Raw genomic sequence first — 23778 nt, 5'->3', positions numbered from 1 at the left:
CCGGCCGCGACCGGTGGGAGAGGATACGAGGTGACGACCCGGACGCTGACGTCTATCGAAATTTCCACTCTTAATCCCGGTACGGAATGAGTAAATGTGCTAGGTTTATACTACTGAATCCGAAACGGGTCCAATGATGCGACGATGCCGACGGCGACGACGGGACCGCGGCGCCGCGAGCGCCCGGTCCGGTCGCGGCGGTATCCCGACGACCGGTTCGAGCACGGCGCACGCGGGCGTTCCGCTCGTGTTCGAGGACGTCGTCGGCGAAATCGTCGCCGCGGCCGCGGCCGTCGCGTCGACGGCCGTCGGGAGTCGACCACGGTCCGGCGGTCACCGCCGCCGACCGCTGTCGGGATCCGATTCGTACAGACTGCTCACCGAGAGCGAACGTCCGGTCGTCGTTTTCTCTCGACCGGGTTCGCAGGAGACCTAGATTCAACGATGTATATTGTCATTATCGGCGCCGGAAGCATCGGCTCGAACCTGATCGATCTCGCGGTCCGCGACGGCAACGACGTCGTCGTCATCGAGAGCGACGAGGGNATCGGCGCCGGAAGCATCGGCTCGAACCTGATCGATCTCGCGGTCCGCGACGGCAACGACGTCGTCGTCATCGAGAGCGACGAGGGGCGAGCGAACGACGTGGCTTCGACGCACGACTGTCTCGTACTCAACGCCGACGCGACCAACCACGACACGCTCCGGGACGCGGACATCGACCGGGCGGACGCGGTCATCTCGACGACCGACGTCGACGCGGTCAACATCATGGTGATGTTGCTCGCCCAGGAACACGACGTCCCGAACCTCGTTAGCGTCGTTCACGACCCGGAGAACCTGCCCGTCTTCGAGAAAATCGGCGTCAACTTAATCGAGAACCCCCAGCGGCTAATCGCCGACTACCTCTACCACTCCGTGCGGTATCCGGGTGTCACCGACTTCATCGACCTCGACGACGAGACCGAACTCGTCGAACTCACCGTCACCGAGGACGCCCCGATGGCCGGCCAACCGCTCTCCTCGGCGAAGGAAGCCGGCGCGCTCCCCGAGGGCTGTCTCGTCGTCGCCCTCCAGCGCGACGGCGACATTCGCGCGCCTCGCGGCGGGACGACCGTCCGCGCCGGCGATCACGTGACGGTGTTCACTGACGACGCCACCTTGAACGACGCCGTCCGGGCGTTTACCGGCGAGCAGCCATGACGGCCCGCTACCCGGTAATCGGGCGGGACGTCGGCCGGATCCTTCAGGTGGTCTCCCTGATGCTGCTGGTCTCGGTCCCGATCGCCGCCGTCCACCGCGAGTTCTACGCGATCCCCGCGTTCCTCCTCTCGGCGGTCGTGATGGCCGGGCTCGGAGTCGCGCTCGCTCGTCGATACCGCGGCGCGGCCGACCCCGGAAAGCTCGAGGCGATGATCACCGCGGCCAGTTCCTGGGCGGCGGTCGGCGTCCTCGGCGGGCTCCCGTTCCTACTGATCGCGTGGACGATCGCGATCGACCCGTACCCCGCGTGGGCGAACACGCCGCCGCTGGACGACACGACTGACATCTTCCTGAACCCGCTCGACGCGGTGTTCGAGAGCATGAGCGGCTTCACCGGGACGGGGCTGACCGTCGCTGCGGTCGAGGAGAAGTTACCGCGGTCGTTACACTGGTGGCGCTCCTTTACCGAGTGGATCGGCGGGGTCGGCGTTATCGTGCTGACGGTCGCCATCCTCGCCCGGCCGGGCAGCGGGTCGCTCACCCTCTATAAGAGCGAGGCCCGGTCGGAGAAGATCCACCCCAGCATCGTCAATACGGTCACGGAGATCTGGAAGATCTACCTCGGGCTGACGCTCGGCTCGATCGCGCTGTTCCTCCTCGTCGGCATGCCGGCCTGGGACGCGATCAACCACGCGATGACGGGGATCGCCACCGGTGGGTTCTCCGTCCACGCCGACTCGATCGGTCACTACGCCAGTCCCCTCATCGAGTATGCGGTCGTCCCGGTGATGGTCGCGGGCAGCATCGCGTTCCCGATCCACTACCTGATCTTCAAGGGCGAACTCGAGAACTTCTACACGGACATCCAGACGCGCTGGGTCTTCCTCTGGTTCGGGATCGGGTCGCTGGCCCTGACCGCGATCCTCTGGGCCAACGGACAGTACGAGACGTTCGAGGAGACGTTCCGGATTTCGCTGTTCCAGTTCGTCTCCGCGACGTCGAACACCGGTTTCGGCACAGCGACGGTCGGCGAAGGCACGGAACCGGTCTGGTCGGCCGGAGCGACGTTCGTGACGTGTCTGGGAATGCTGACCGGCGCCGCGGCGGGGTCGACCGTCAGCGGTCTCAAACTCGTCCGCGTCGTCACGCTCGTCAAGGGAACGGCCTGGCAGATCGGCTCGGTCTTCCAGCCGGACAGCGCGATTCGTCGATTCCGGATCGGCAAACGGAGTCTCAGCGAGGACCAGTTCCAGCGGGAGTACACCGAAGCGGCGGTCGTCTTCCTGCTCTGGATCACGTTCCTCGCCGTCGGCGTGACCGTCCTCCTGCGGACGCTCTCGCCGGCACATCCCGTCGAGTACGTCATCTTCGACGTGATGAGCGCCCAGAGCAACGTCGGGCTCGACTCGGGGATCACCGGACCGGGAATGCCCGACACCGCGAAGGCGATGCTGATCATTAACATGTGGGTCGGCCGCCTCGAGATCATCCCCGTCGCCGTGTTGCTGAGCGCGGTCTTCCGACGGATCGGCCTCTATCGATGACTCACAGCGCGGCGGACACTTCGTCGAGGACGGTCGCGTCGACGAACAACACGACGTGGTCGCCGGCGCGGGGAACCGTCGTCCCGCGGGGCGTGACGAGGTCGCCGCCGCGAGAGATCGCGCCGATGACGACGCAGTCGGGGAGCCCTTCCATCGACTCCGCGATCTCCCGGCCCACCAGGGCGCTGTCGTCGTCGAGTTCGACCTCGATGACCTCGGCGCGGTCGTGTTCTAACATCGCGATCTTCTCGGTCTGATCCGTCCGCGTAAAGCGGACGATCTCCTCGGCGGTCTCCTCTCGAGGGTTGATCGCGACGTCGATCCCGACGGCCTCGAAGAGGTCGGTGTACTCGGTGTTCTCGATGATCGCGACGGTCCGGTCGACGCCGACCCGCTGGGCCAGCAGCGAGACGAGCAGGTTCTTCTCGTCGCTGTCGAGGGCGGCGACCACGATGTCGGCCTCGTCGATGTGCTCGCGGGTGAGGAAGTCGGTGTCGGTCGCGTCGCTTTGCATGACGAACGTGTCCGGCAGCGCCTCGGCCATCTCGCGGGCGCGCTCCTGGTCCCGCTCGATCAGCCGCGGCTCGAAGCCGTGGGCCTCGAACTCCCGGGCGGCCTGGAACCCGATCTCGCTGCCGCCGACGATGACCACGTCGTCGGTGCTCGAGGTCGTGTCCGGAACCATCGCCATGGCGAACTCCTTGACGGAATGGGGGCTCCCGATGACGACGATCCGGTCGTCGGCGCGGAACTCGGTGTCGCCGCGGGCGACGATCAGTTGCTCCTCCCGGAAAACGGCGGCGAACGTCATCGAGTCGTACCGGTCGGCTTCCTCGACGCGCTTGCCGACCAGCGGGCTCTCCGGACCGATCTCGAACTCGGCCATCCTGACGAGGCCGCCGGCGAACGTCTCGACGTCCTGGGCCCGCGGGAAGCCGGAGATCCGGAAGATCGTCTGGGCGACCAGCAGGTCCGTACACACCATGAAATCCACGCCGAAGGCGCCCCGGGACCCCTCCCAGGTGTTCAACAGCGTCCGGCGCCGGACGCGCGCGATGGTGAACGTCTCGCTGGCGGTCTTGGCGGTGCCACAGACGACGATGTTGGTCTCGTCGCTGTCGGTACAGGCGACGACCAGATCCGCCCGCTCGAGGCCGGCGTCCCGGAGCGTCTCGAGTTCCGTCCCGTCGCCCTGAACCGAGAGCACGTCGTACGTGTACGTGATCTCGTCGGCGAGTTCGGGATCGCGTTCGACCACCGCGACGTCGTGGGTGTCCGCTAAGTTCGCGGCGATCATCTGGCCGACCTGTCCCGCGCCGACGATCAGTACGTACATGGCTGGGACCTCCGTCGCTTGTACATCCTTCCCGGACGTTTTCGGGGCGGACCGATAGGCGTTTCGACGATCGGTCACCGCTTTAGAACGTCTCCAGTAGGGTCGAACCCCTCCGCTCGAGGGATCGCGACGCGCCGTCTCCGCTCGCGTACTGCTTGGGCGTACATGTGGACCGGTCGGCGTCGTTCGAGAACGCATATACGACCGCGGCCTCCAAGGGAGAGACATGACTGACAGTTCCGGAGCGGACGACGGCTGGTTCGGGGCCCTCGCGTCCGACGGTCCCGAGGCGGCCGCGACGGCGGTTCGCGAGGGGGCCGCCGACGAGCCCCGCGACTGGCCCGCGCTCGCGGTCGAGGCGGGGGTCGTCGACGACGAGGACGACTACTACGATGCCCTACGAGCCGCGACGACGGCGGCGGCGAGGGCGGCGGTGACCGAGCGCGAGGCGGCCGACGACCGCCAGCTCGTCCACGCGGTGCGGGCAATGGACGACTGTACGCGGACCGCGAACGAACTCGCCGAACGGCTGGCAGAGTGGGCGGGGACCGTCGATCCCGACGCCGGCACGGGCGTCGGCTACGCCCGCGAACTGGCGAGCCGAGACGAAACGCCTGACGCCGCGCCGGACGCGCTCGTCTCGCTGGCCGAGCGCGTCGCCGGCCTCGCCAACGAGGCCGACGAACTGCGCGAGTACGTCGAGCGGACGGCGCCGACGGTGGCGCCCAACCTCGCCGCGATGGCCGGCCCCGTCCTCGCGGCGCGGCTGCTCTCGCTGGCCGGCGGCCTCGAGAGCCTGGCCAAGAAACCCAGCGGCACGGTTCAGGTGCTTGGCGCCGAGGACGCGCTCTTCGCCCACCTGCGCGGGCACGCGCCCTCGCCCAAACACGGGATCATCTATACGCACGACGCGGTCCGAGGAACCCACCCCGACGAGCGCGGCTCGGCGGCCCGCGCGGTGGCCGGGAAACTCGCCATCGCCGCCCGGGTCGATCACTACTCCGGCGAGCTGAAGCCCGAACTCGAGGCCGAACTCGAGGAGCGCATCGAGACGATTCAGGCGCGGATCGGCGACGGCGGCGACGCCGGCGACGGAGGTGCCGACGATGAGTGAACAGCTTCCCGACGGCGTCGAGCGCCGCGCGTTCGACGGCACTGAGCGACTCGCGACGCGGGGAGAGCCGGTCTACGGCGAACCGACCGAGGGGGAGTGGCGCGCGTGGAACCCGAACCGCTCGAAGCTCGGCGCGATGCTCGAGTTGGGGATGGACACCGGCCTCGAGGGCGGCGAGACGGTCCTCTATCTGGGCGCCGCGAGCGGAACGACCGTGAGTCACGTCGCGGACTTCGCCGGCCCGACCTACGCCGTCGAGTTCGCCGCCCGGCCGACGAGGGACTTGCTCGAGGCGGCGGAGAGCCGGCCGCGGCTCTTCCCGCTTCTCAAGGACGCCCGGAAGCCCGAGACGTACGCCCACGTCGTCGAGTCGGACGTGGACGTGCTCGTTCAGGACGTCGCCACCCGAGGGCAGGCGCGGGTGGCCATCGAGAACCGGCGCTTCCTGGCCGACGACGGGCGGTTGTTGCTGGCCGTGAAGGCCAGAAGCGAGGACGTCACGCGCGACCCCGACGACGTCTTCGCGGACGTGCGCGAGGNCCTGGCCGACGACGGGCGGTTGTTGCTGGCCGTGAAGGCCAGAAGCGAGGACGTCACGCGCGACCCCGACGACGTCTTCGCGGACGTGCGCGAGGAGCTCGAGGACGGGTACGAGATTGTGGAGACCGAACGCCTCGAGGCGTATCACGCGGACCACCTCGGCGTCGTGGCGCGGCCGCGATAGTGAGTGAAACGAACGTGTGACCTTCGGGAAGGCTTATTCGGCAGACGGGTCACGTACCCAATATAAAGCGACGAACGATCCTCGCGACGACGGGGGTTTCCGTCGGCTGCGGGCTCGCCGGGTGTCTGGGGTCGGACGCTCCGATCGACTCGAGTTCGCCCGGAGACGGCTTCGACGACCCGTCCGATGACGGACCCGCGGAGGTGACGGAAGCGGAACTCGAACGGTGCCACCTCGTCTCCGTCGACCACGAGTCGCTTCCCGACGCGATCCGATCGGCGGTCGACTCGGCGCTCGAAGACGGCCGCTACGAGTCCGACGCGCTCCTGTTCGACGACGCCGTCGATCCCGAGCGGTCGTTTCTCGTCGTCGACGACGCGCCCTACGATCCTCGCGTCGATGCGGACGGTGAGACGGCGACGCTCGAACTCGAGCCGGTCGACGTCGTCAGGCTGCCCGAGCCCGCAGTTATCAGCGTCAGTAACGGAGCCGAACGCGACCACGAGGGACGCGTCGCGTTGACCGCCGATGACGGCGAGACCATCGTCGCCGAAACCGTTTCGCTCGAGCCGGGACAAACGTGCGAACTCGAGGCGACCGACGCGTTCGGAAGCTACGAGTTGACGGCTCGAGCGCTGACGGGACACGAAGCGACGGACGAATTTGGGTTTCGGATCGGCGACTCGCACTTCGACGGGTCGGTCACGGTGAGCGACGACGGAATCTCGGCTACCCAGTCGGTCGCCGATACGCTCCCGTGTCCGTGGGACGTCCGGTACGGTCGAGGTCCGGACTGAGACGAGCGAACCGGTCCGTTCGAACGGTCTTACACCGGGTAACCGCGAATCGATCGTCCGATCCCGACCGAACAGCTATCGCGTCCGCTCCCAGTGGCGAACGGGAACGAGAGCGGAGTTGCGATCCCTCGTCTCGTTCGCTTCGACGTCTCTCGGTTACTCGGACGTCTCGTTCATCTCGTCCTCGAGCGTGATCATCGCGTCGTCGATCACCGGCTCGTCGTCGCTCGTGTAGGGATCGTCGGCCTCGGGGAACTCGTACGTCTCGTTGTCGTTGGTGTCCTGATGGGCCATCGCGATCAACACCTGACTCTCCTCTATGGACTCGTTGAGTTCGACGGTCACGTTCTCGTGCTCGCCGGAGTCCAGGTAGGTGGAGTTACCCAGGACCGCTCCGGGCTCGTACTCCTCGGAGAGGTTCGTGACGGTCTCGTTCTCGTCCCCGTCGGTGAGCGCGGCCGCGTGAATGACGGCGAAGCCGCCCTCGGGCAGCGTCGTGTTGTTGACCACGACCGCCGTCCCGTTCGACGTCTGGTTTTCGAACGTCACTGTGGCTGTTTCGTTCTCCGTCTCGTTCTCTTGGATCGTGCCGGCGTCGGTCGCGGCGAACGCGAGGCTCGCCCCCGAGAGGAGGACGAGCGCCGCGACGACCGCGACGCCGATCGTTCGTGTACGTGGCATCGGAATCATCGATGTCACCGTCGTAATTCGACAAAAACCGGACGTTTCGTTCGAGCGTTTCACGAGTGGAAACGTCCGAATTCGCCCGACGGGACGATCGAGGTAAGAGGGCTGTTCCGACCGTTAGTCTCGCAATCAGTAGCGTAACATCGGGTTCTACTGCGGAGACGCCTCGAGGGAGTCTCGAATCCACAGCAGCGCTCGAGACGGGTTTGAGTGGGTCAGGAGTGGCATGTATCCTCCGGCGGAACTCACGGGCGTTCCGATCGGCCCCGTGATCGCTGAGAGAGCGCGGCGTCGGGACGCACCGAGTTCGGGAGTACTGCGCCCTCGATGAGCGCGGTCGCCCGGTCACGGCGGCGAACGGTGGCGTATCCGACAAAGAATATAAGCGATTTCGTTGTACGCTTCCGTGGTATGTCACAGCACCCCACAATTGGCGACACCTTAGAGCAGACGGTCGAGCGCTATCCCGACCGCGACGCGATCGTCTACCCGCGGAAGGACCAGCGGTGGACCTACGCCGAGTTCGACGAGCGCGTCGACCGGCTGGCGAACACGCTTCGCGATCTCGGGATCGAGAAGGGCGATAGGGTCGCGACGGTCCTGTACAACGGGTCCGAGATGGCCCTTGCCGTCTACGCGTGCGCGAAGCTCGGCGCCGTCTTCACGCCGCTGAACTTCCGCCTGCCGGCGGGCGAGATCGGGTACATCGTCAACGACGCCGAAGCCGAACTGGTACTGTTCGAATCCGAGACACGGGAGGCGGTCGAGGGGGCGCGACCGAGCCTCGAGACCGTCGCGGAGTACGTGTTCATCGACGACGACCGCGAGGTGGTCCCGGAGTACGCGACGGGGCTCTACGACCTCCTCGAGTCGGGGACCGCCGAGCGGCCCGACGCGGTCGTCGAGGAGGACGACGTCTACGCCTTCATCTACACCTCGGGGACTACGGGGCGGCCGAAGGGCGTGGTCCACGAGCACCGCAGCATGGTCGAACACGATCTGCTGTGTATCACGGAACTGGACCTCACCCGCGACGACGTCGGGCTGTCGGTGATGCCGCTGTACCACTGCGCCGAACTCCACTGTAGCCTGTTCGCGCGGGTCCACCGCGGCGCGGCGAACGTCATCCACCACGAGTTCGAACCGGAAGCGGCCCTCGAGGCGATCGAAGACCACGGCGTCACGGTCCTCTTCGCGGCGCCGACCGCGTGGAACGCGCTGTCGCTGACCGCCGCCGAGTCTGACGTCGATGTCTCCTCGCTCCGGATCGGCCTCTACGGCGCGGCGCCGATGCCCGAGCGGGTACTCGAGAACTGCATGGACCACCTCTGCGAGGACTACGTCCAGGCCTACGGGATGACCGAGATCGGTCCCGCGGGGGTCTTCCAGCCGCCGGAAGACCAGATTCCGAAGCAGGGCTCGGCCGGCCTGCCCGCGCTCAACCACCGCGCCCGCGTGGTCGAACCGGACGCCGATCCGGACGCCGAAGTCGACGAGGGCGAGATCGGCGAGATCCTGATCTCGAGTCCGTGTGCGATGCGCGAGTACTGGAACCGCCCCGAGGCGACCGCGCGGTCGCTACGCGAGGCCAACGGGACGACGTGGTACTACACCGGCGACCTGGGCTACCGCGACGCCGACGGCTACCTCTTCGTCGTCGACCGGAAGGACGACATGATCGTCTCGGGCGGCGAGAACGTCTACCCCGCGGAAGTGGAGGACGTGCTGTTCGATCACGACGCTGTCGAGGAGGCGGCCGTCGTCGGCGAACCCGACGAGGAGTGGGGCGAACGGGTCGTCGCGTACGTCGTCGCCGACGATGGGGACGCGGCCGCCCTCGACGAGTTCGTCCTCGAGAGCGATCGGCTCGCCGACTTCAAGCGGCCGCGGACGTACTACTTCGTCGACGAACTGCCCAAGAACCCAAGCGGCAAGATCCAGAAGTTCAAGCTCCGCGAGGACGAGGCCGACGTCGATCCCGAAAGCGAGACCGTGGCGTCGTGATCGACGCGTGACGGTGGGCGACTCGAGACGAATCGAACGGACGTCTCGAGACCGCAGTCGCCGCTGATCTGCGAATTGCGCGGTTCGAACGGCGGCAGGGACCGACGCTCTCAAGTCCGTACGGTATTTACCGTCGCGGGCGAAAACGGCAGACGATGGAACGCGGGTCCCGGGATTCGTTTACGCGCATGGGCACGCTGGGGATTGAAGAGGAGTGTTTCGTCGTCGACGACGACGGTCGCCCCACGAGCGGCACCGACGATCTCGTCTACGAGTACGACCCGCCCGAGATCCTCGAGGGACGGCTCGATCACGAACTGTTCAAGTTCGTCATCGAGACTCAGACGCCGCTGATCGAGGATCCCGCCGACGCCCGAGAGACGCTGCTCGAGATTCGCCGGGCGCTGGTCGATCACGCCACCGACCACGGCTACCGGATCGCCGCAGCGGGGCTGCATCCGCTGGCGAAGTGGCAGGAGCTCGAGCACGCCGAGAAGCCGCGGTATCGGTCGCAACTCGACCGGATCCAGTACCCGCAACACCGGAACACGACGGCGGGCGTCCACGTCCACGTCGGCGTCGACGACGCCGATAAGGCGGTCTGGATCGCCAACGAACTGCGCTGGTTCGTCCCGATCATCCTCGCGCTCTCCGCGAACTCGCCGTACTGGAACGGGTACGACACCGGGCTCCAGTCGGCCCGCGCGAAGATCTTCGAGGCGCTGCCGAACACGGGGATGCCGACCTACTTCGAGGACTACGAGGCCTTCGACCGGTTCGAACGACGGATGCTCGAGACCGAGTCGATCCGCGACCGGGGCGAACTCTGGTACGACGTGCGGCCCCATACCGCCCACGGGACCGTCGAACTGCGGACGCCCGACGGACAGGCCGATCCCGAGATCGTCCTCGCGTTCGTCGAGTACGCCCACGCGCTCGTGGAAGCGCTCGCCGAGGAGTACGAGGACGGCGCCGACGGCTACGGTCGGGACCACCGGCGCGAACTGCTCGACGAGAACAAGTGGCGGGCGATCCGCCACGGTCACGAGGCAACCCTCATCGACCGCGAGATGGAGGGGACGATCGATCTCGGCGAACTCGTCGACCGCGAGTGCGAGCGCCTGGGGATCGACGGCATCAAGCGCGTCTACGAGCGCGACAGCGGCGCCGAGCGACAGCGGCGCCTGCTCGAGGAGGAGGGTCCCGACGCCCTCTGCGAGTCGCTGCTGCTCGGAACCGAGTGAGCGCGCCGCCGCCCGTTTGTGCCCGATTCGACCGTTCGTATCGACCGGAAACAGTTCGTGATAGTGATTCCCGCAAAGGTTTACCCCTGTGGGAAGCCTCGTCCCGGACGAGAGGACATATGGCTTCAGATGACACTGACGAGCGCCGGGGAGGCGACGAGAGCGGCCGCCCGCAGCGCGACGAATCGGACGATCAGTTCGACGAATCGCCCCTCGAGTCCGGCGCGGACGACCTGGCTGTGCCTCGAGACGAGAGCGATCGAACGGCCGCCGTCGAGGAGGTCGACGGCCGGATCGTCGATCTGCTCTCGTGGATCCTCGATACGGAGACCCGCGCGAAGATCTACGTCTACCTGCTGGCCAATCCGGGCAGCACCTCCGAGGAGGTCGCCACGGGAACCGGCCTCTATCCGAGCACGGTTCGAGAAGCTCTCGCGGAACTCCACGAGGAGGAGCGCGTGAACCGGGAGAAACGCGCCAGCGAGGGCGCCGGCAACAACCCCTACGAGTACACGGCCATTCAGCCGAGCGAACTCGTCGGCGGCGTCGTCGATCAGGTCCAGCAGGAACTGAACACAATCTTCACGCTCGATCGGCTCCTGGATCGCCACGGCGCGTCCGATCCCGGTCTCGAGGGCGCCAACGAACCGGTGACGATCACCGTCGACGACACCGAGCCACCGGAACCCGCCGCGACCGAAGCGTCCGAGACGGCGCGCTCGGAATCCGAGGACACTACCTCCACAGAGCGCGACGCCGACTCGGCCGACGAAGACGACGCGACCGAGTCGTCGTCGGATCCCGATTCCGAGACGTAACGACGGCGCGAAACCGTCACCGGCCACTCGTCGCCCCGGTTCTCTCGATTTCTCGGCTCAGCCCTCGAGCGTCAGCACGGCCGGTCGCTCGAGTTCCAGCTCGAATCCGACGGCGCTGGCGGTCGTCGTCGGCCAGTTGTCAGTGTCCGTCAGCGACTCGACCTCGTCCGCGGTGACGAGGTGGGTATCCTCGCTCTTCGCGCCCTCGACGGTCGGGTTCCAGGCGTAGGCCATCGGCGCCGTCACCGGGGCCTCGTGGTCGGGCGTCGCGATCCACTCCCGGCCCGCGAAGCCGGCGGCGCCACCCTGATGGTGCTTCTCCCACTCGCCCGCGTAGCCGAGCGCGTCGTAGGCGTCCTGAATCGCCGCAAAAACGTCGCCGGCCGTCGCCCCGGCTCCGTCGTCGCCGACCGCCGCTTGCGTCGCCGCCAGCGCCGTCGCCTCGACGCGAGCCGCGGTCGCGTGTCGCTCCTCGAGCCACGACGGCGGGTCGAAGGCGACCGTCCGAGTACAGCTCGCGTGGAGGCCGGCCCGCTGGGTCGTCACCGAGACGAGCGCGTAGTCGCCGAGTTCGGCCTCGGTCGGCGTGTAGTGGCGGTACTGCTGGGCGCGTTCGGCACCGCCGACGAGGACGACGGGCGCCTCGACGTCGCGGGCCGAGAGGGCGACCCGCAGGGCCGACGCGACCTCGTGTTCCGTGTCCTCGGCCCGGAGTTCCCGACAGACCGACTCGACGGCGGCGGCCGTCTCCTGTCCCAGCCGCCGGTAGCGCTCGCGGTCCCGTTTCGTCAACGGCTGCCGGAGCGGCGTCGGATCGACGCGCTCTACGCCCGGCACGTCGACGTCCGCGGCGGCCCGTTCGTCGGAGCCGACGCGGGCGGCGATGGCCGCTTCGAGCGACGAGTCGTGCCACGGGAACTGCTCGATCGACACCTCGTCGGCGTCGAGGTCCGGCAGCTCCTCGGCGGTGATTCGATCGGCTTCGATGGTGTCCGTCACGATCCGGAGGGTCGTCCCGTCGTAGCCGACGGCGGCGACGCCGGCGTCGGTCTCGCGGTCGACGACGTTGTTCCCTCCGGTCAGCCAGGCGAACGAGTTCGGCCGGGCGAACCAGACCGAATCGAGGTCGTTCGACTCGAGGTAGGTCTCGAGGCGCTCGCGTTTCTCCATGTCGAGTGCTGGCGTGGCCGACTCTTGAATGCGGCGAACGCGAAACCGTCGGCTGCGGCGAGCGTCCGTTCGGCGGGCGCCGTAAATCGAATCCGCCCGGGGGTCAGCGGCTCGATTCCAGCGCGGTAAGAACGACTCGGGTAACCTAAGTACGGGCCGTCCTAAGCCATCGTCGAACGTCCGTGTCGACCAACAGTCAGACCTCTCGTCCGGTAGTTCGTCCGCTGATCGAACGGTTCGGCTTTCCGCATCTGCTCGCGGTGACGCTCGTGATGGTCGCGGCGACGATCCTGCTCGGCATCGCCGCGAAGGCGACCGGGTCGGGGTTGGCCTGCCAGGCCAACTGGCCCCAGTGTGACGCCGGCCCGTACAACCTGTTCCCGGCGAACCTCCCGAGTTTCTACGAGTGGTTCCACCGCTTCGTCGCCATGTTCGCCGGCTTCGCGATCATCGGGACGGCCATCGCCGCCGTCCGCCTGCCGGACGTCGACCGTCGCGTCGCCGGGCTCGTCGTCGCCGGACTGGTGCTGACGCCGATTCAGGTCGTCCTCGGTCGTGAAACCGTCACGACGTACACGATGGACATTCTCGGGCTTCACTTCTGGACCGCGATCTCGATCTTCGTGGTGTTTACCGTCGCGACCGTCCTCGTCTGGGCGCCGCGGCTGACGGCGGATCACGTCACCGGCGCGCTCGTAGTGGGCGCCGTCGCGCTCCCGGCCCACGTGGTGATCAGTCCGACGGTGATCAGCGACGTCACGACGTACGGACCGTCGATGCAGATGTTCCAGTACGGCGTCACGCTCGTCATCCTCGCGTCCGTCATCGTCGCCACGATCATCGGTCGCCGCCGGTTCGACGAGAGGCGGCTGACCGCGTTCCTGAGCGCGACGGCGGTGCTCGCACTCGCCGTCGCCTACCTCGGCCGACAGGCCGTCAACCCCGCGTTCGAAACCCTCTACGCCGTCGGCGCCGGACTGCTCTTCGTCGCGTTCCTCGCGGGCGTCGGCCTGACGCGCCGCGCCTCGAGGACGTCGCGGACGCCGGCGTCCCGATAACGGCGTTCACAATTCGTTCTGCCGTTCGTCGCCACATTACGCCGTCAGCCGAGCGTCGCGACGATTCCCGCACCCACGAGTACCGCCGCGACCCCGAGGCCCAACAGAACGTAGTTGGCCAGCGGGTTCGCCGTCCGGGTCACCGCGAGCGTGTAGCGGCGACTCGAGAGGGGCCAGAGGGGACGGATCCCCATCGGCGTCAGCGCGTCCGCGAAGAGGTGCGAGCAGATCGAGAGCGCGCCGACGAGGAAGGCGAAACCGACGAGGCCGGCACCGAGAAGGGGGGAACCGCTGCCGGCGAACGTCGCGGCGATCCCGGCGAGCCCGGCGCCGACTAACAGGGCGAACACCAGCGAGTGGGTCGGGCCGCGGTGCTCGACGAGCGGCACTTTCTGGTCGCAATCGGGGAGCGTCGAGAGCGCGACGCAGGCGAGCGCGCCGAGTAGCGCCGCCGTCTCGTGTCCGGCGAGGGCGACGGCGGTGCCAAGCGGCGCGTACGCCAGCAGCGCCGTCCCGTAATGGCCGACCTGATACATATATTCGATGACATTCCGCGACGAACAATAAACACACCGCTGCGAGGGCTCTCGTCCGCCGTTTTCGGACAGATTCGATCGCGACCGACGGATCCGTCCGCTAATCGCCTCGAGCCTCCGTCCGATAGCTACCGTCATTTAAACCGCTTCGATAGCAAACCCGCCAATTCTTGTAAGCACCTGTGGATGTTTCACCGACGATCCCTCCATGTACCCTGCTACCGGACGGGCGGCGAGCGCATCGAGGCAGCCGAATCGAGTTCGACGACGGGACCGTACCGGCCGCGTCGGCCCGTCGGTAGCGGTGCGGAGCGAACGATGAGTCTCGTCGCGACGGTCGTGGTTCCGGCGGCAGAGTTCCCGCTCGGGTCGCTGCTCGACATGGACGAGGACGTGACGCTGACCGTCGAGACGACGGTCCCGACCAGCGAGTCGGTCGTCCCGTACGTCTGGGCGCCGGCCGACGTCGCCGACTCGATCGTCGCCACCCTCGAGTCCGAACGGACGGTCGCCGCCGTCTCGATCGTCGACGAAATCGACGATCACGTCCTCGTCAAGATCGCGTGGAACGATCGGGTCGACGGCGTCCTCGAGACGATCCGCGAGCGCGACGTGATCGTCACGAGCGCCGTCGGCACGGAGACCCGCTGGACGTTCCGCCTTCGGTTTCCGTCCTCCGAGGACCTGTCGGCCTTCTACAGCAGTTGCCTCGAGCGGGATATCTCGATCGAACTCGTCCGCCTCCACGAGACGGACGAACCGAGCGGCGATCGCGGGTTCGGATTGACGACGGCCCAGCGGGAACTGCTGGTCGCCGCCTACGAGGCCGGCTACTTCGACGTCCCGCGGCGAACCACGCTGGTCGAACTGGGCGACCGACTCGACGTGTCCGATTCGGCGGTCTCACAGCGGTTGCGTCGCGGCCTCGCGGCGCTCATCGGCTCGACCATCGCGGTCGATGCCGACGACGAAACGGCGTCGCTCTCGCGTCGATTGGACGAGGAACTCGAGGTCGAAACGCAGTCGGATCCGTGACTCGCAACTCGAGCGGGCGGCGGCCGTCTCGCCGCCGCTGTCCCATCGGCGGAACGCGGGTTCTTCGGCTCGGATCGTCGTGAAGCAGGCGTTCGGCGACGTCCGTATCCGCGTCCGCAGGGGTGCAGCGGTCTCCGATCTCCCCTCGAGTTCCGCGTCGCTGCGGCCGGTCGGAGGACGAACGTTTATCCACGGTATGATGGACGTGACCCCATGCGGCTCGTGGAAGTACTTATTCCGAAGCAACAGCGCGAAACCGTCGAAGAGACGCTCGAGAACGAAGGTCTCGATTTCACTCTCGTCGAGGAGCAGAGCCGCGACGACCCCTCGGTCGTCATCACGTTCCCGTTACCCGCGCCCGCGGTCGAATCCGTCCTCGACGAACTGCGGGACGCGGGACTCGACGAGGATTCCTACACCGTGATCGTCGAGGCGGAAACCGTCGTCTCCGAACGGTACGACGAACTCGAACAGCGATACGCCCAGGACACCGCCCGGATCTCTCGCGAGGAGCTGCAGTCCCAAGCGAAGGACCTCACCCCTCGGTTCAGCACGTACCTCGTCATGACGATTATGAGCGTGCTCGTCGCGACCGCCGGTCTGCTACTCGATTCGCCGTCGGTCGTCGTCGGATCGATGGTGATCGCACCGCTGATCGGTCCCGCGCTCGGCGCGAGCGTCGGCACGGTCATCAACGACCGCGCGCTGTTCCGGCGCGGGATCAAGCTTCAGGTGCTCGGACTCGGCGTCGGCGTCGTCACTGCCGCCGCCTTCGCGTTCGTCGCTCGGACGACCGGACTCGTCTCGCCGATGCTCGACGTCTTCGAAATCTCGGAGATTCAGGGGCGTCTCACCCCCGATATGCTCTCGCTCGTCATCGCGGCCGGCGCCGGCGTCGCGGGGGCGTGGACGCTCACCGCCGGCACGTCAGCCGCCCTCGTCGGCGTCATGATCGCTGCAGCGCTCGTTCCGCCACTGGGTGTCGTCGGCATCGGTCTCGCGTGGGGGCTTCCGGAGGTCGCGCTTGCTGCAGGCGTCCTCGTCCTCGTCAACATCTTCACGATCAACATCACCAGTCTCGCTGTGCTCCGGTACAAGGGGTATCGGCCGGACAGCTGGTTCCAACAGGACGAAGCCCGCGTCGCCACGAGAAAACGCGCCGTCGCACTCGCAGTTACGATCGTCGTCCTTTCGGGATTTCTCGGCGCCGTGACCTACGACACCTACCGAACCGGGGTCTACGAGGGGAACGTCAACGAGGACGTGGCGGCCGTGCTCGATTCGCCCGAATACGCCGAACTCACGCTCATCGACGTCACGGTCGAGTACACCGATCCGGTCCCGCTCCGCCAGCCGGAACGCGTCGTCGTTCGGGTCGGCTATCCGGTCGGCACCGAGCCGCCACGGATCAGCGACGAAATCGAATCCCGAGGGAGCGTCCGCGCCGAGTCGGCGTTTCACCTGCCGACCGGGCCGCTCGTCGACGCCCACCGCGCCGAGGTGGTCGTCTACTACATTCCGCGGGGATAGATTCGATGCGCTCGCGCCGCGAGGGACGCTCTCGAGATCGAGCCTGCGGCATCGCCTGCGAGTAACCGGGGCGGTTAAGCCGCTCGATGAGCTTTCGATAGGCGTGAAGAACGTCACAGAGCGGACGAGCAACCCGTTCGGACTACGACCGCCGTTCGATCGGACCGGGCCCGACGAGCGGACCGCCGTCTTCGGCTACGGCGACGCCAACGCCGACTTCCACCTGATCGGCGACCACCCCGGCGTCCACGGCGGGCGGTCGACCGGCGTGCCGTTCACCGAAACCGAGTCCGGCGTCGGGATTCAGGAGGTCGCTCGCGCGGTCGACTTCGCCGGCGGCCCGTTCGACCGCCCCGACCTCGAGAACCTCTATTGCAGCTACATCCACATGTGCTGTCTGCCGCCCGGAGAGACGCCGAGCGACGAATCCTACGCCGACCTCGAGCGGTTCTTCGACGCCGAACTCCGGGCGATCAACGCCCACATCCTGCTACCGGTCGGTGAGCGGGTGACCGATCACGTCCTCCGGGAATACACCACGCAACGGCACCGACTCGACCTCGATATGGCCGCCCTCCACGCCACCGAGATCCGCGGCAGGGGCTTCCTGATCGTCCCGGTTCGAGAGCCGACCGAGTGGGAAGACACCGACGACGAAGCGATCGTCGCGCGACTCGAGGCGATCCTGGGACGCGATTATCGCCAGACGAAAGGCGTCGCGACGCTGGTCGGCTGAGGACGGTTCGTTCATCGGTCGCGGATTCTGAGAGACGTCCGATCCGGACTGCGCGAGCGCGGATCGTAACAAATATCATTCCAGTTACACCAGTGGGCGTATGGGAGCGCTCGTTCTCGTTCGATTTCTCCAGACGACGCTGTCACTGTGTCTGTTCGCGGTCCTGATCGCAGGATTGCTTTCGCCGCCGGACCCGTTCACGATGCTTCTGTACGCCGTTCCGCTGTTGCTACTCGCACCAGCGATCTCGTATCTCCTCACGTACGGCGACGGGTTCGACGCTCTCCGAACGGATCGGTGACCGGAGCCCGTTCGCAGGCTCGAACAAGAGCGGATTCGGTGGATACCGACCGAGGAACGGAACGGTTCGCACGTCGGTACTCGAGCGAACGGATCGACCGCTCGAGTCACCAGCCGAAGTGCTTCCGGATCGTCGCCCGCAGCGGCAGCCCCAGGCCGCCGACGATCGGCAGGACGACGAGCGCCACGAGATCGCTCCCTAGCGTCGCTGCGTCCGCGGCCGCGAGCCCGACGCCGACCAGCGGGGCGAGCACGGGAACGACGTACAGGTACGACGGTTTCCAGCCGGGACCGCGCCGGGTGTGGCGGACGATCACGGCGAACAGTATCGGCATGAGCACCGCGCCGGCCAGCAGCGGCCCGCCGACGGGGACGGTCGTCGCGGTGACCGCGAGCGCGACCACGATCGTCTCGTCGATCGATACCGGCCCCCAGGTGTCGCCGTCTCGATAGGCGCGCACGCCGAGCAGCGCCAAGAGCGTCAGGCCGACCGCGCCGGCCAGCGCGGCGTACCACAGCGGCTCCGCGAGCGGCGGTGCGACGAGTTCGAACGCCGTCAGATACGCGACGCTCGAGTCGATCCCGTAGCGCCCGCTCGAGAGCGTCGTCGCGAGGGCGTCGGGATCGGTGCCGGCGGCGGCCAGTTCGGCTCGCAGGGCCTCGAGGGCCGACCGGTTGGCGGACGCGAAGTGGCCGAGCCCGGAGAGGTAGACGAAGACCGACAGCCAGATCAACGGCAACGAGAAGTTCTGGCGGCGCCACCAGCGGACGACGGCGTTGTCGCCGACCCCGCCGGGTTCGGACTCCGCGCTCGCGTCGGCGTTCGATGCGGACGTTCCCGTGGACTCCGTCGTTCCCGTCGTCGTTCGGCCCGCCGATCTCGTCCCGGTCGAACCGGTTCCGGTCGTCCCGCTCGTTCCCGCGGTGCTCGAACTCGACGTCGCGCCCGCGCTCGCGGTCGACGCGCTCGAGGCGGTGCCCGAACTCGAGCCGGCGCTCGAGCGCGAGTTCGTCGTCGACCCGCTCGTTCCGGCCGCCGACGCGCCCGCACCCGCGGTCGCCGTCGCTCGCTGCGGTTCCTCCTCGACGTCCGACGCCTCGTCGTCCGAGTCGCTCGACCGCCAGACGTCCGCCGAGGGGAGGCCGCTGGTTCGTTTCGCGACGTAGTCCTTGTGACCGAGGCGGTCGTAGGCTTGGCGCTCGACCGGATCCCCGAGGATGTCGTAGGCTTTCTTGACCGCCGTGAACTGCGCTCGAGCCCGGTCGTCGTCGTTGTGGTCGGGGTGGTAGACGCGCACCTGCTCGCGGTAGGCGGTCTTGATCTCGTCCTGGGAGGCGTCGTCAGGAACGTCGAGAAGGTCGTAGAAATCCTCAGTCATGTGAGAGTCACGGGATCGTGTTATCTGGTGTGAGTTGTCGGCTCGGCATATAATTATCGTGTCGTTCGGTGCAGGATGGTATCTCTCGTCGCTCCACCTAATTGATTATTTCGGCTGCGGTGACCTGTCTGGACTGGAGACGTTCACCGATTCGCGAAATCAGTCAGCGAGGACTGCCCGTCTTCGAGGTCTCGAGAGGCGTCCGGCGACGCCGGTTCGTCGCCGTCGTTCGAGTCGGGCGTCGATTCAGCGCCGTCGCTCGAGTCGTCGTCGGTCGCCCCGCCGCCGTCGGTGCGCTGCTCGTCGGCGCGTCGCTCCCAGCCGTCGAGGCTGGCCTGATCGGCGGCCGCGAACTCGAGGTTGGCGACCCGGACGCCGACCTTGCGGACGGGGTCGGTTTCGAACTCGGCGAAGAGGTCGCGAGCGATGCGTTCGACGAGGTCGGGGTCGTCGACTGGCCCGGAGAGGGATTTCGCACGCGTGTTGACGTCGTACGGCGGCAGGACGGCTTTGACGCCGACGGTACGGTACAGCGCCCCCTCGCGCCGGGCGCGGTCGGCGACCGCCGACGCGAGCGTCTCGATCTGCTCGTACTTCGGCTCGGGTTCCGAGACGGGGTCGGCGAAGGCCGATTCGCGCGAGAAGCTCTTGGGTTCGCCCTTCGGCTCGACCCGACGGTCGTCGTCGCCGCGGGCGCGGTCGTACAGCTCCCGACCGCGCTCGCCGAAGGCCTCGACCAGCGGCTCCGGATCGGCGGCGGCGACGTCGGCCGCGGTTTCGAGGCCCATCGCCCGTAACTCGCGGGCCGTGACGGGGCCGACGCCGTGGAGCAGGTCGACCTCGAGCGGGGCCAGGAATTCCCGCACCTCTCCGGGGCGGACGACCGTGAGGCCGTCGGGCTTGTCGAAGTCGCTGGCGATCTTGGCCGCGCTCATCGTCGGCGCGGCGCCGACGCTGACGGTGACGCCGACCTCCCGGCGGATACGGTCCTTGACGTGGCGAGCGAAGCCGTCGGCGACCTCCCAGGCGGTGCGCTCGGTCACGTCGAGATAGGCCTCGTCGATGCTCACCTCCCGGACGACGTCGGCGCAGTCGTGGAGGATCTCGCGGACCTCGCTCGCGACCGACTCGTAGTAGTCCATGTCGACGGGGCGGTAGAAGCCGGTCTCCTCGCGGGTGAGATCGGGGTCGTGGTCCGCGGCGTCCGGATCCAAGGCGGCGCGTCTGGGCAGGTTCTCGAGGGCCGTCGAGATGGCCTGGGCGCTCTCGACGCCGAACTCGCGGGCCTCGTAGCTGGCGGTGGCGACGGCGCCGACGGTCTCGCCGGGTTCGTAGCCCATGCCGACGACGACGGGTTCGCCCTGCAGTTCGGGCTCGCGCAGTCGCTCGCAGGAGGCGTAGAAGCAGTCGGCGTCGACGTGACAGACGATGCGGTCCTCCTCGTCCTCGTCCGCCTCGACGCCCGGCAGCCGCGGCCCCTCGGACATTCGTCTACTGGGGGGTTCGCGCGAATCGTTGTGAACGTTGTGTCCGCGCTCGTCCGTCGTCCGGTCGGCGACACGCGGGCGCCGATCGCGGTTACTCGTCCTGGAGCTCCTCCCGCGGCGCCCAGAGCGCACACCAGTCCGCCGACCGGACCTCGCCTGCAACTTCGGTACACGCCCCGACTGCGTCGCCGTCACGGTCGTCGATGTAGTACGTACAGGTGCCACAGTGGTCCCCGTCCGCGGGCCCGCACTGGTAGCTGGCTTCCTCCTTCGATGCTAACTCGCCCTCCGGCTTCCGCTCGACCCCGTCGATACTCACCGCGTTCGCCTCCACGTCCGGGACGGTATCGTCCAACCGGTCGAAACACCAGTCGGCCGGTCGGTCGCGCGCCGGTTCGCCGCCCGCCTGACTGGTGTCTTCGCCCACGGACACGCACCCGGCGAGCACGATCGCCGATCCACATCCCGTGGCCCGAAGCACCCGGCGCCGCGACTCCCCTGATTCCCCGTCTGCCATACTATTTGCTATGTGTTACCACGTCAAAAGTTCGGTGTACGGCGATTCGGACATTCCGTCGCGCCGGGCGGTTCCGACCCTTCGAGTCCGACACCGCGCTCGAGACGGACCCGAAACCCGTGCGATACCGTCCCCTCCCCGAACAAATCGTCGCCCCGTCTCGACGCCCCGGCGAGTACAAGGGCGTCCGTTATTCCATCCCAAGCCGTATTCGTGGTGTTAGCTAGCACGAAACGCGATCAGGAACCACACAACGGTGGGTGGCTACGATGGGTGACAACGAGAACGCAACCGACGACGGGCCGAGCCGATGGCCCGAGGGTGACCGACGGACGGAACTCGAACGGATGCTCGAGGACGCCGACCACGACGCGGAGCTCGGGCTCGAGATGGCGCGGGACGCCCGGCGAGTCACGGCGGGAAAGCTCTCGGAAGCCGAGTTCTACGACCGGTACCACGAGGCCGTGGTCGCGGAGTTCGGCGAGGACGACCGACCGCTTGAGCGGCCGGACGACGGGCGCGACGCGGGGACGGATTCGCCGTTCGGCGTCGACGAGGAATCGCGTCGCAGCGTGATGCGCAAGGTCGGCGCCGGGGCGGGAGCCGTCGGACTCAGTGCGTGGGCCGCGACGGCGGACGACGATCCGGCGCCGTCGGCGACCGAGGCGGAGGCACCCGAGGGTGACGACGAGGGGACGCAGTGGGGGATGGTGCTCGATCTCGAGCAGTGCGACGGCTGTCTCTCCTGCGTCGTCGCCTGCGCCGAGGAACACAACTGGGAGCGGGGGGCCAACTGGATGTACGTCCTCGACTACGAGGACAGCGCGTCCGACGGCCACAACCGGCTCATTCGACCCTGCCAACACTGCACGGACGCGCCCTGCGAGAAGGTCTGTCCGACGACCGCTCGGCACACGCGGGACAGCGACGGCCTCGTACTGACCGACTACGACGTCTGCATCGGTTGTCGGTACTGTCAGGTCGCCTGTCCCTACGGCGTCAACTACTTCCAGTGGGACGATCCGGGCGTCTCGGCGGACGAACTCGAGGACGATCACGTCTACGACGCCCGCGGGCGCCCGGTCGGGAGCCGCGCGCCGCGGGGCGTCATGGAGAAGTGTACGTTCTGTGCGACCCGCCAAGACGGCACCAAGGGCGAGGAGTTCGTCGGTCGGACCGCCTGCGAGGACGCCTGTCCGCCCGAGGCGATCCAGTTCGGCGACATGAACGACCCTGAAAGCGACACGCGACGGTACCTCGAGGATCCCGAACTGGCTCGCGTGCGAGCGCGGAACCCGTCCGAGGACGAGTTGCAGGAAGCGATCGCCGTCCTCACCGGCGAGACCGATCCGGCCGGGGACGGCGACGACGGACTGACCGAACAAGAGGCGCGAACGCTCGTTCGAGCCGAGGCCGGCACCGCCGAGTCGACGTTCCGGCTCCTCGAGGATATCGGGACCGAACCGAACATCGTCTATATCGGGGACGAGCCGAGCGCCGATGCCCACCAGGTCGACGGGCCGATCGACTACGACGAGGTCGGCCACGTGGACAACCGAAAGGACGTCCTCGACCAGGGGACCGTCGGACTCGAGCTGCCCGACTGACCGGCGCTCGAAGCGCGCTCGAGCGGTGAAATAGACGGGACGAGCCGTGGCGGGACGGCGCGATACCGGCCCGGTATCGCGCCTCGAGTCGACTACTCTTCTTCGGGGAACTCGACCAATACCTCTTTGCTCTCCGCTGCGAGCTCGTCCCAACTGACGCTCCCTCGCTGCACGATCGTCGACGGCTCCAATAGCGGATCCTCGTACACCAGTCCCGCGGTGAGCGCCGGCGGTCGAAGCTCGACTTCCTCGCCGTTCATCTCGACCGGTCCCGACGGACCGAACGCCGGTTCGGCCGGCGGGTCGCCGACGACGATCCGCGCGACCATCCCGAAGATCTCGTGGGGCGCACACAGGACGTCGTAGACGCCAGGCTTATCGAAGCGGTAGAGCCAGAACGTCCCCGTGCCCAGGACCGGTGACGAGAACGCCGGGACCCCTTCGGGAACGCGGCGTTGCCGGCCGAGCTGCGGATGATACGCGGTGACGGTGTGGTCGGGCGTCTCCAGGTTGAAGCGGACCACGTCGCCGGGCTCGACGGCGAGGCCGGTCGGTTGGAAGAAGAACTCCGGTAGCGGCCGTCCCCCTCCCTCCTCCGGCGGTCGCGTGATCAGATCGACCTCGTACTCGGGCTGGAGCGGCGACGGCACCCGTTCCTCGCCCTCGAGACCCGAGTAGCCGAGCACCGGGTGAATACACTGCGATTGGGCACACTCCCGTCGCGCCTGTCCGCGATCTCGACCGTTGCCCCGCTTGTGCTCGCCACTGCGCGCCGCGCCGAGCCCGGACGCGAGGGGAATCGTCGACGTTACGCCGGCCGCCTTGAGGATCTGTCTGCGATCCATGGCGGCCACCTGCCCCCATTCCGGATTAGTTATGAGGTGACATTGCGCTGATAAACGGTTCTTGTGGAGAAACCGTCATCTCCAGTTGGAGATTACTCCCGCGTCGA

General features: G+C 67.5%; 23 protein-coding genes. 15 read left to right on the top strand and 8 right to left on the bottom strand.

Going from position 1 to position 23778, the window contains the following annotated elements; all coding sequences use genetic code 11:
- Positions 1-133: 133 nt before the first annotated feature.
- From C477_RS13300 to C477_RS13290, 3 genes are all read left to right on the top strand, one after another.
- Positions 134-436: a hypothetical protein gene (locus tag C477_RS13300; RefSeq protein ID WP_008895018.1), complete on the top strand. Its 303-nt coding sequence runs from the start codon at positions 134-136 to the stop codon at positions 434-436.
- A gap of 8 nt (positions 437-444) precedes the next feature.
- On the top strand, positions 445-1203 hold the full coding sequence (locus C477_RS13295) for a potassium channel family protein (protein WP_008895017.1): 759 nt from the start codon (positions 445-447) through the stop codon (positions 1201-1203).
- Positions 1200-2747 carry a TrkH family potassium uptake protein gene (locus tag C477_RS13290; protein ID WP_008895016.1) on the top strand — a complete coding sequence of 516 codons (1548 nt, stop codon included), beginning with the start codon at positions 1200-1202 and terminating at the stop codon, positions 2745-2747. The genes C477_RS13295 and C477_RS13290 overlap by 4 nt, the downstream gene beginning before the upstream one ends.
- A 1-nt stretch (position 2748) precedes the next feature.
- Here the strand turns inward: C477_RS13290 and trkA are convergent, their stop codons facing one another.
- A complete protein-coding gene (gene trkA, locus C477_RS13285; protein ID WP_008895015.1) occupies positions 2749-4083 on the bottom strand; it encodes a Trk system potassium transporter TrkA in 1335 nt (444 codons plus the stop codon).
- Between the two features lie 226 nt (positions 4084-4309).
- Between trkA and C477_RS13280 the strand changes: the two genes are divergently transcribed.
- From C477_RS13280 to C477_RS13270, 3 genes are all read left to right on the top strand, one after another.
- Complete coding sequence (locus C477_RS13280) at positions 4310-5197, top strand: NOP5/NOP56 family protein (RefSeq protein ID WP_008895014.1); 888 nt, start codon at positions 4310-4312, stop codon at positions 5195-5197.
- Positions 5190-5921: a fibrillarin-like rRNA/tRNA 2'-O-methyltransferase gene (locus C477_RS13275; protein ID WP_008895013.1), complete on the top strand. Its 732-nt coding sequence runs from the start codon at positions 5190-5192 to the stop codon at positions 5919-5921. Before C477_RS13280 ends, C477_RS13275 begins: the two co-directional genes overlap by 8 nt.
- Before the next feature lie 203 nt (positions 5922-6124).
- Positions 6125-6718 (top strand): hypothetical protein, encoded by a 594-nt coding sequence (locus C477_RS13270; protein WP_008895012.1) that lies wholly within the window; start codon positions 6125-6127, stop codon positions 6716-6718.
- Positions 6719-6874: 156 nt separating this feature from the next.
- Here the strand turns inward: C477_RS13270 and C477_RS13265 are convergent, their stop codons facing one another.
- A complete protein-coding gene (locus tag C477_RS13265) occupies positions 6875-7408 on the bottom strand; it encodes a DUF7282 domain-containing protein (RefSeq protein WP_008895011.1) in 534 nt (177 codons plus the stop codon).
- Between the two features lie 408 nt (positions 7409-7816).
- Between C477_RS13265 and C477_RS13260 the strand changes: the two genes are divergently transcribed.
- The 3 genes from C477_RS13260 to C477_RS13250 all read left to right on the top strand — a co-directional run bounded on the left by C477_RS13260 (position 7817) and on the right by C477_RS13250 (position 11471).
- Positions 7817-9409 carry a fatty acid--CoA ligase gene (locus tag C477_RS13260; RefSeq protein WP_008895010.1) on the top strand — a complete coding sequence of 531 codons (1593 nt, stop codon included), beginning with the start codon at positions 7817-7819 and terminating at the stop codon, positions 9407-9409.
- Between the two features lie 155 nt (positions 9410-9564).
- Entirely contained in the window at positions 9565-10653 is a 1089-nt protein-coding gene (locus C477_RS13255) for a glutamate--cysteine ligase (RefSeq protein ID WP_008895009.1), read from the top strand.
- 119 nt (positions 10654-10772) lie between these two features.
- A complete protein-coding gene (locus C477_RS13250) occupies positions 10773-11471 on the top strand; it encodes a helix-turn-helix domain-containing protein (protein WP_008895008.1) in 699 nt (232 codons plus the stop codon).
- Between the two features lie 57 nt (positions 11472-11528).
- On the opposite strand, the gene C477_RS13245 is transcribed toward C477_RS13250, so the two are convergent.
- Complete coding sequence (locus C477_RS13245; protein ID WP_008895007.1) at positions 11529-12641, bottom strand: M24 family metallopeptidase; 1113 nt, start codon at positions 12639-12641, stop codon at positions 11529-11531.
- A gap of 182 nt (positions 12642-12823) precedes the next feature.
- On the opposite strand from C477_RS13245, the gene C477_RS13240 reads away from it, so the two are divergent.
- Entirely contained in the window at positions 12824-13699 is an 876-nt protein-coding gene (locus C477_RS13240; RefSeq protein WP_008895006.1) for a COX15/CtaA family protein, read from the top strand.
- Positions 13700-13743: 44 nt separating this feature from the next.
- Here C477_RS13240 and C477_RS13235 read toward each other — a convergent pair whose 3' ends face one another.
- Complete coding sequence (locus C477_RS13235; RefSeq protein ID WP_008895005.1) at positions 13744-14235, bottom strand: metal-dependent hydrolase; 492 nt, start codon at positions 14233-14235, stop codon at positions 13744-13746.
- Positions 14236-14421: 186 nt separating this feature from the next.
- Between C477_RS13235 and C477_RS13230 the strand changes: the two genes are divergently transcribed.
- The 4 genes from C477_RS13230 (at position 14422) to C477_RS13215 (ending at position 17837) form a co-directional block, all read left to right on the top strand.
- Complete coding sequence (locus C477_RS13230) at positions 14422-15270, top strand: helix-turn-helix domain-containing protein (RefSeq protein ID WP_008895004.1); 849 nt, start codon at positions 14422-14424, stop codon at positions 15268-15270.
- Between the two features lie 213 nt (positions 15271-15483).
- The gene (locus tag C477_RS13225; protein WP_008895003.1) at positions 15484-16800 is read left to right on the top strand and encodes a TIGR00341 family protein; all 1317 of its coding nucleotides are present in this window, start codon (positions 15484-15486) and stop codon (positions 16798-16800) included.
- 103 nt (positions 16801-16903) lie between these two features.
- Complete coding sequence (locus C477_RS13220; protein WP_008895002.1) at positions 16904-17536, top strand: uracil-DNA glycosylase family protein; 633 nt, start codon at positions 16904-16906, stop codon at positions 17534-17536.
- 100 nt (positions 17537-17636) lie between these two features.
- Entirely contained in the window at positions 17637-17837 is a 201-nt protein-coding gene (locus C477_RS13215; RefSeq protein ID WP_008895001.1) for a DUF7534 family protein, read from the top strand.
- A gap of 106 nt (positions 17838-17943) precedes the next feature.
- On the opposite strand, the gene C477_RS13210 is transcribed toward C477_RS13215, so the two are convergent.
- The 3 genes from C477_RS13210 to C477_RS13200 form a co-directional block, all read right to left on the bottom strand.
- Positions 17944-19215 (bottom strand): J domain-containing protein, encoded by a 1272-nt coding sequence (locus C477_RS13210; RefSeq protein WP_008895000.1) that lies wholly within the window; start codon positions 19213-19215, stop codon positions 17944-17946.
- Between the two features lie 143 nt (positions 19216-19358).
- Positions 19359-20702, bottom strand: a complete 1344-nt coding sequence (locus C477_RS13205; protein ID WP_008894999.1) for a DNA polymerase Y family protein — start codon at positions 20700-20702, stop codon at positions 19359-19361.
- A gap of 91 nt (positions 20703-20793) precedes the next feature.
- Entirely contained in the window at positions 20794-21219 is a 426-nt protein-coding gene (locus C477_RS13200; protein WP_049914528.1) for a high-potential iron-sulfur protein, read from the bottom strand.
- Between the two features lie 269 nt (positions 21220-21488).
- Here C477_RS13200 and C477_RS13195 point away from each other — a divergent pair, with 269 nt between their 5' ends.
- Positions 21489-22826 carry a 4Fe-4S ferredoxin N-terminal domain-containing protein gene (locus C477_RS13195; protein WP_008894997.1) on the top strand — a complete coding sequence of 446 codons (1338 nt, stop codon included), beginning with the start codon at positions 21489-21491 and terminating at the stop codon, positions 22824-22826.
- A 92-nt stretch (positions 22827-22918) separates the two neighbouring features.
- Here the strand turns inward: C477_RS13195 and C477_RS13190 are convergent, their stop codons facing one another.
- Positions 22919-23671: a cupredoxin domain-containing protein gene (locus tag C477_RS13190; protein WP_008894996.1), complete on the bottom strand. Its 753-nt coding sequence runs from the start codon at positions 23669-23671 to the stop codon at positions 22919-22921.
- Positions 23672-23778: the final 107 nt, after the last annotated feature.

The sequence above is a fragment of the Haloterrigena salina JCM 13891 genome (assembly GCF_000337495.1).
GTDB classification, from domain to species: domain Archaea; phylum Halobacteriota; class Halobacteria; order Halobacteriales; family Natrialbaceae; genus Haloterrigena; species Haloterrigena salina.
The sequence above is the reverse complement of the archived record's forward strand: the minus strand, read 5'-3'. Positions and strand labels throughout refer to the sequence as shown.

Excerpts from the sequence above, each read along its gene's own strand:
- C477_RS13300 (WP_008895018.1), top strand. The coding sequence starts at position 134 with ATGATGCGACGATGCCGACGGCGACGACGGGACCGCGGCGCCGCGAGC.
- C477_RS13290 (WP_008895016.1), top strand. The coding sequence starts at position 1,200 with ATGACGGCCCGCTACCCGGTAATCGGGCGGGACGTCGGCCGGATCCTT.
- trkA (WP_008895015.1), bottom strand. The coding sequence starts at position 4,083 with ATGTACGTACTGATCGTCGGCGCGGGACAGGTCGGCCAGATGATCGCC.
- C477_RS13280 (WP_008895014.1), top strand. The coding sequence starts at position 4,310 with ATGACTGACAGTTCCGGAGCGGACGACGGCTGGTTCGGGGCCCTCGCG.
- C477_RS13265 (WP_008895011.1), bottom strand. The coding sequence starts at position 7,408 with ATGATTCCGATGCCACGTACACGAACGATCGGCGTCGCGGTCGTCGCG.
- C477_RS13260 (WP_008895010.1), top strand. The coding sequence starts at position 7,817 with ATGTCACAGCACCCCACAATTGGCGACACCTTAGAGCAGACGGTCGAG.
- C477_RS13255 (WP_008895009.1), top strand. The coding sequence starts at position 9,565 with ATGGAACGCGGGTCCCGGGATTCGTTTACGCGCATGGGCACGCTGGGG.
- C477_RS13250 (WP_008895008.1), top strand. The coding sequence starts at position 10,773 with ATGGCTTCAGATGACACTGACGAGCGCCGGGGAGGCGACGAGAGCGGC.
- C477_RS13245 (WP_008895007.1), bottom strand. The coding sequence starts at position 12,641 with ATGGAGAAACGCGAGCGCCTCGAGACCTACCTCGAGTCGAACGACCTC.
- C477_RS13235 (WP_008895005.1), bottom strand. The coding sequence starts at position 14,235 with ATGTATCAGGTCGGCCATTACGGGACGGCGCTGCTGGCGTACGCGCCG.
- C477_RS13230 (WP_008895004.1), top strand. The coding sequence starts at position 14,422 with ATGTTTCACCGACGATCCCTCCATGTACCCTGCTACCGGACGGGCGGC.
- C477_RS13225 (WP_008895003.1), top strand. The coding sequence starts at position 15,484 with ATGCGGCTCGTGGAAGTACTTATTCCGAAGCAACAGCGCGAAACCGTC.
- C477_RS13215 (WP_008895001.1), top strand. The coding sequence starts at position 17,637 with ATGGGAGCGCTCGTTCTCGTTCGATTTCTCCAGACGACGCTGTCACTG.
- C477_RS13210 (WP_008895000.1), bottom strand. The coding sequence starts at position 19,215 with ATGACTGAGGATTTCTACGACCTTCTCGACGTTCCTGACGACGCCTCC.
- C477_RS13205 (WP_008894999.1), bottom strand. The coding sequence starts at position 20,702 with ATGTCCGAGGGGCCGCGGCTGCCGGGCGTCGAGGCGGACGAGGACGAG.
- C477_RS13200 (WP_049914528.1), bottom strand. The coding sequence starts at position 21,219 with ATGGCAGACGGGGAATCAGGGGAGTCGCGGCGCCGGGTGCTTCGGGCC.
- C477_RS13195 (WP_008894997.1), top strand. The coding sequence starts at position 21,489 with ATGGGTGACAACGAGAACGCAACCGACGACGGGCCGAGCCGATGGCCC.
- C477_RS13190 (WP_008894996.1), bottom strand. The coding sequence starts at position 23,671 with ATGGATCGCAGACAGATCCTCAAGGCGGCCGGCGTAACGTCGACGATT.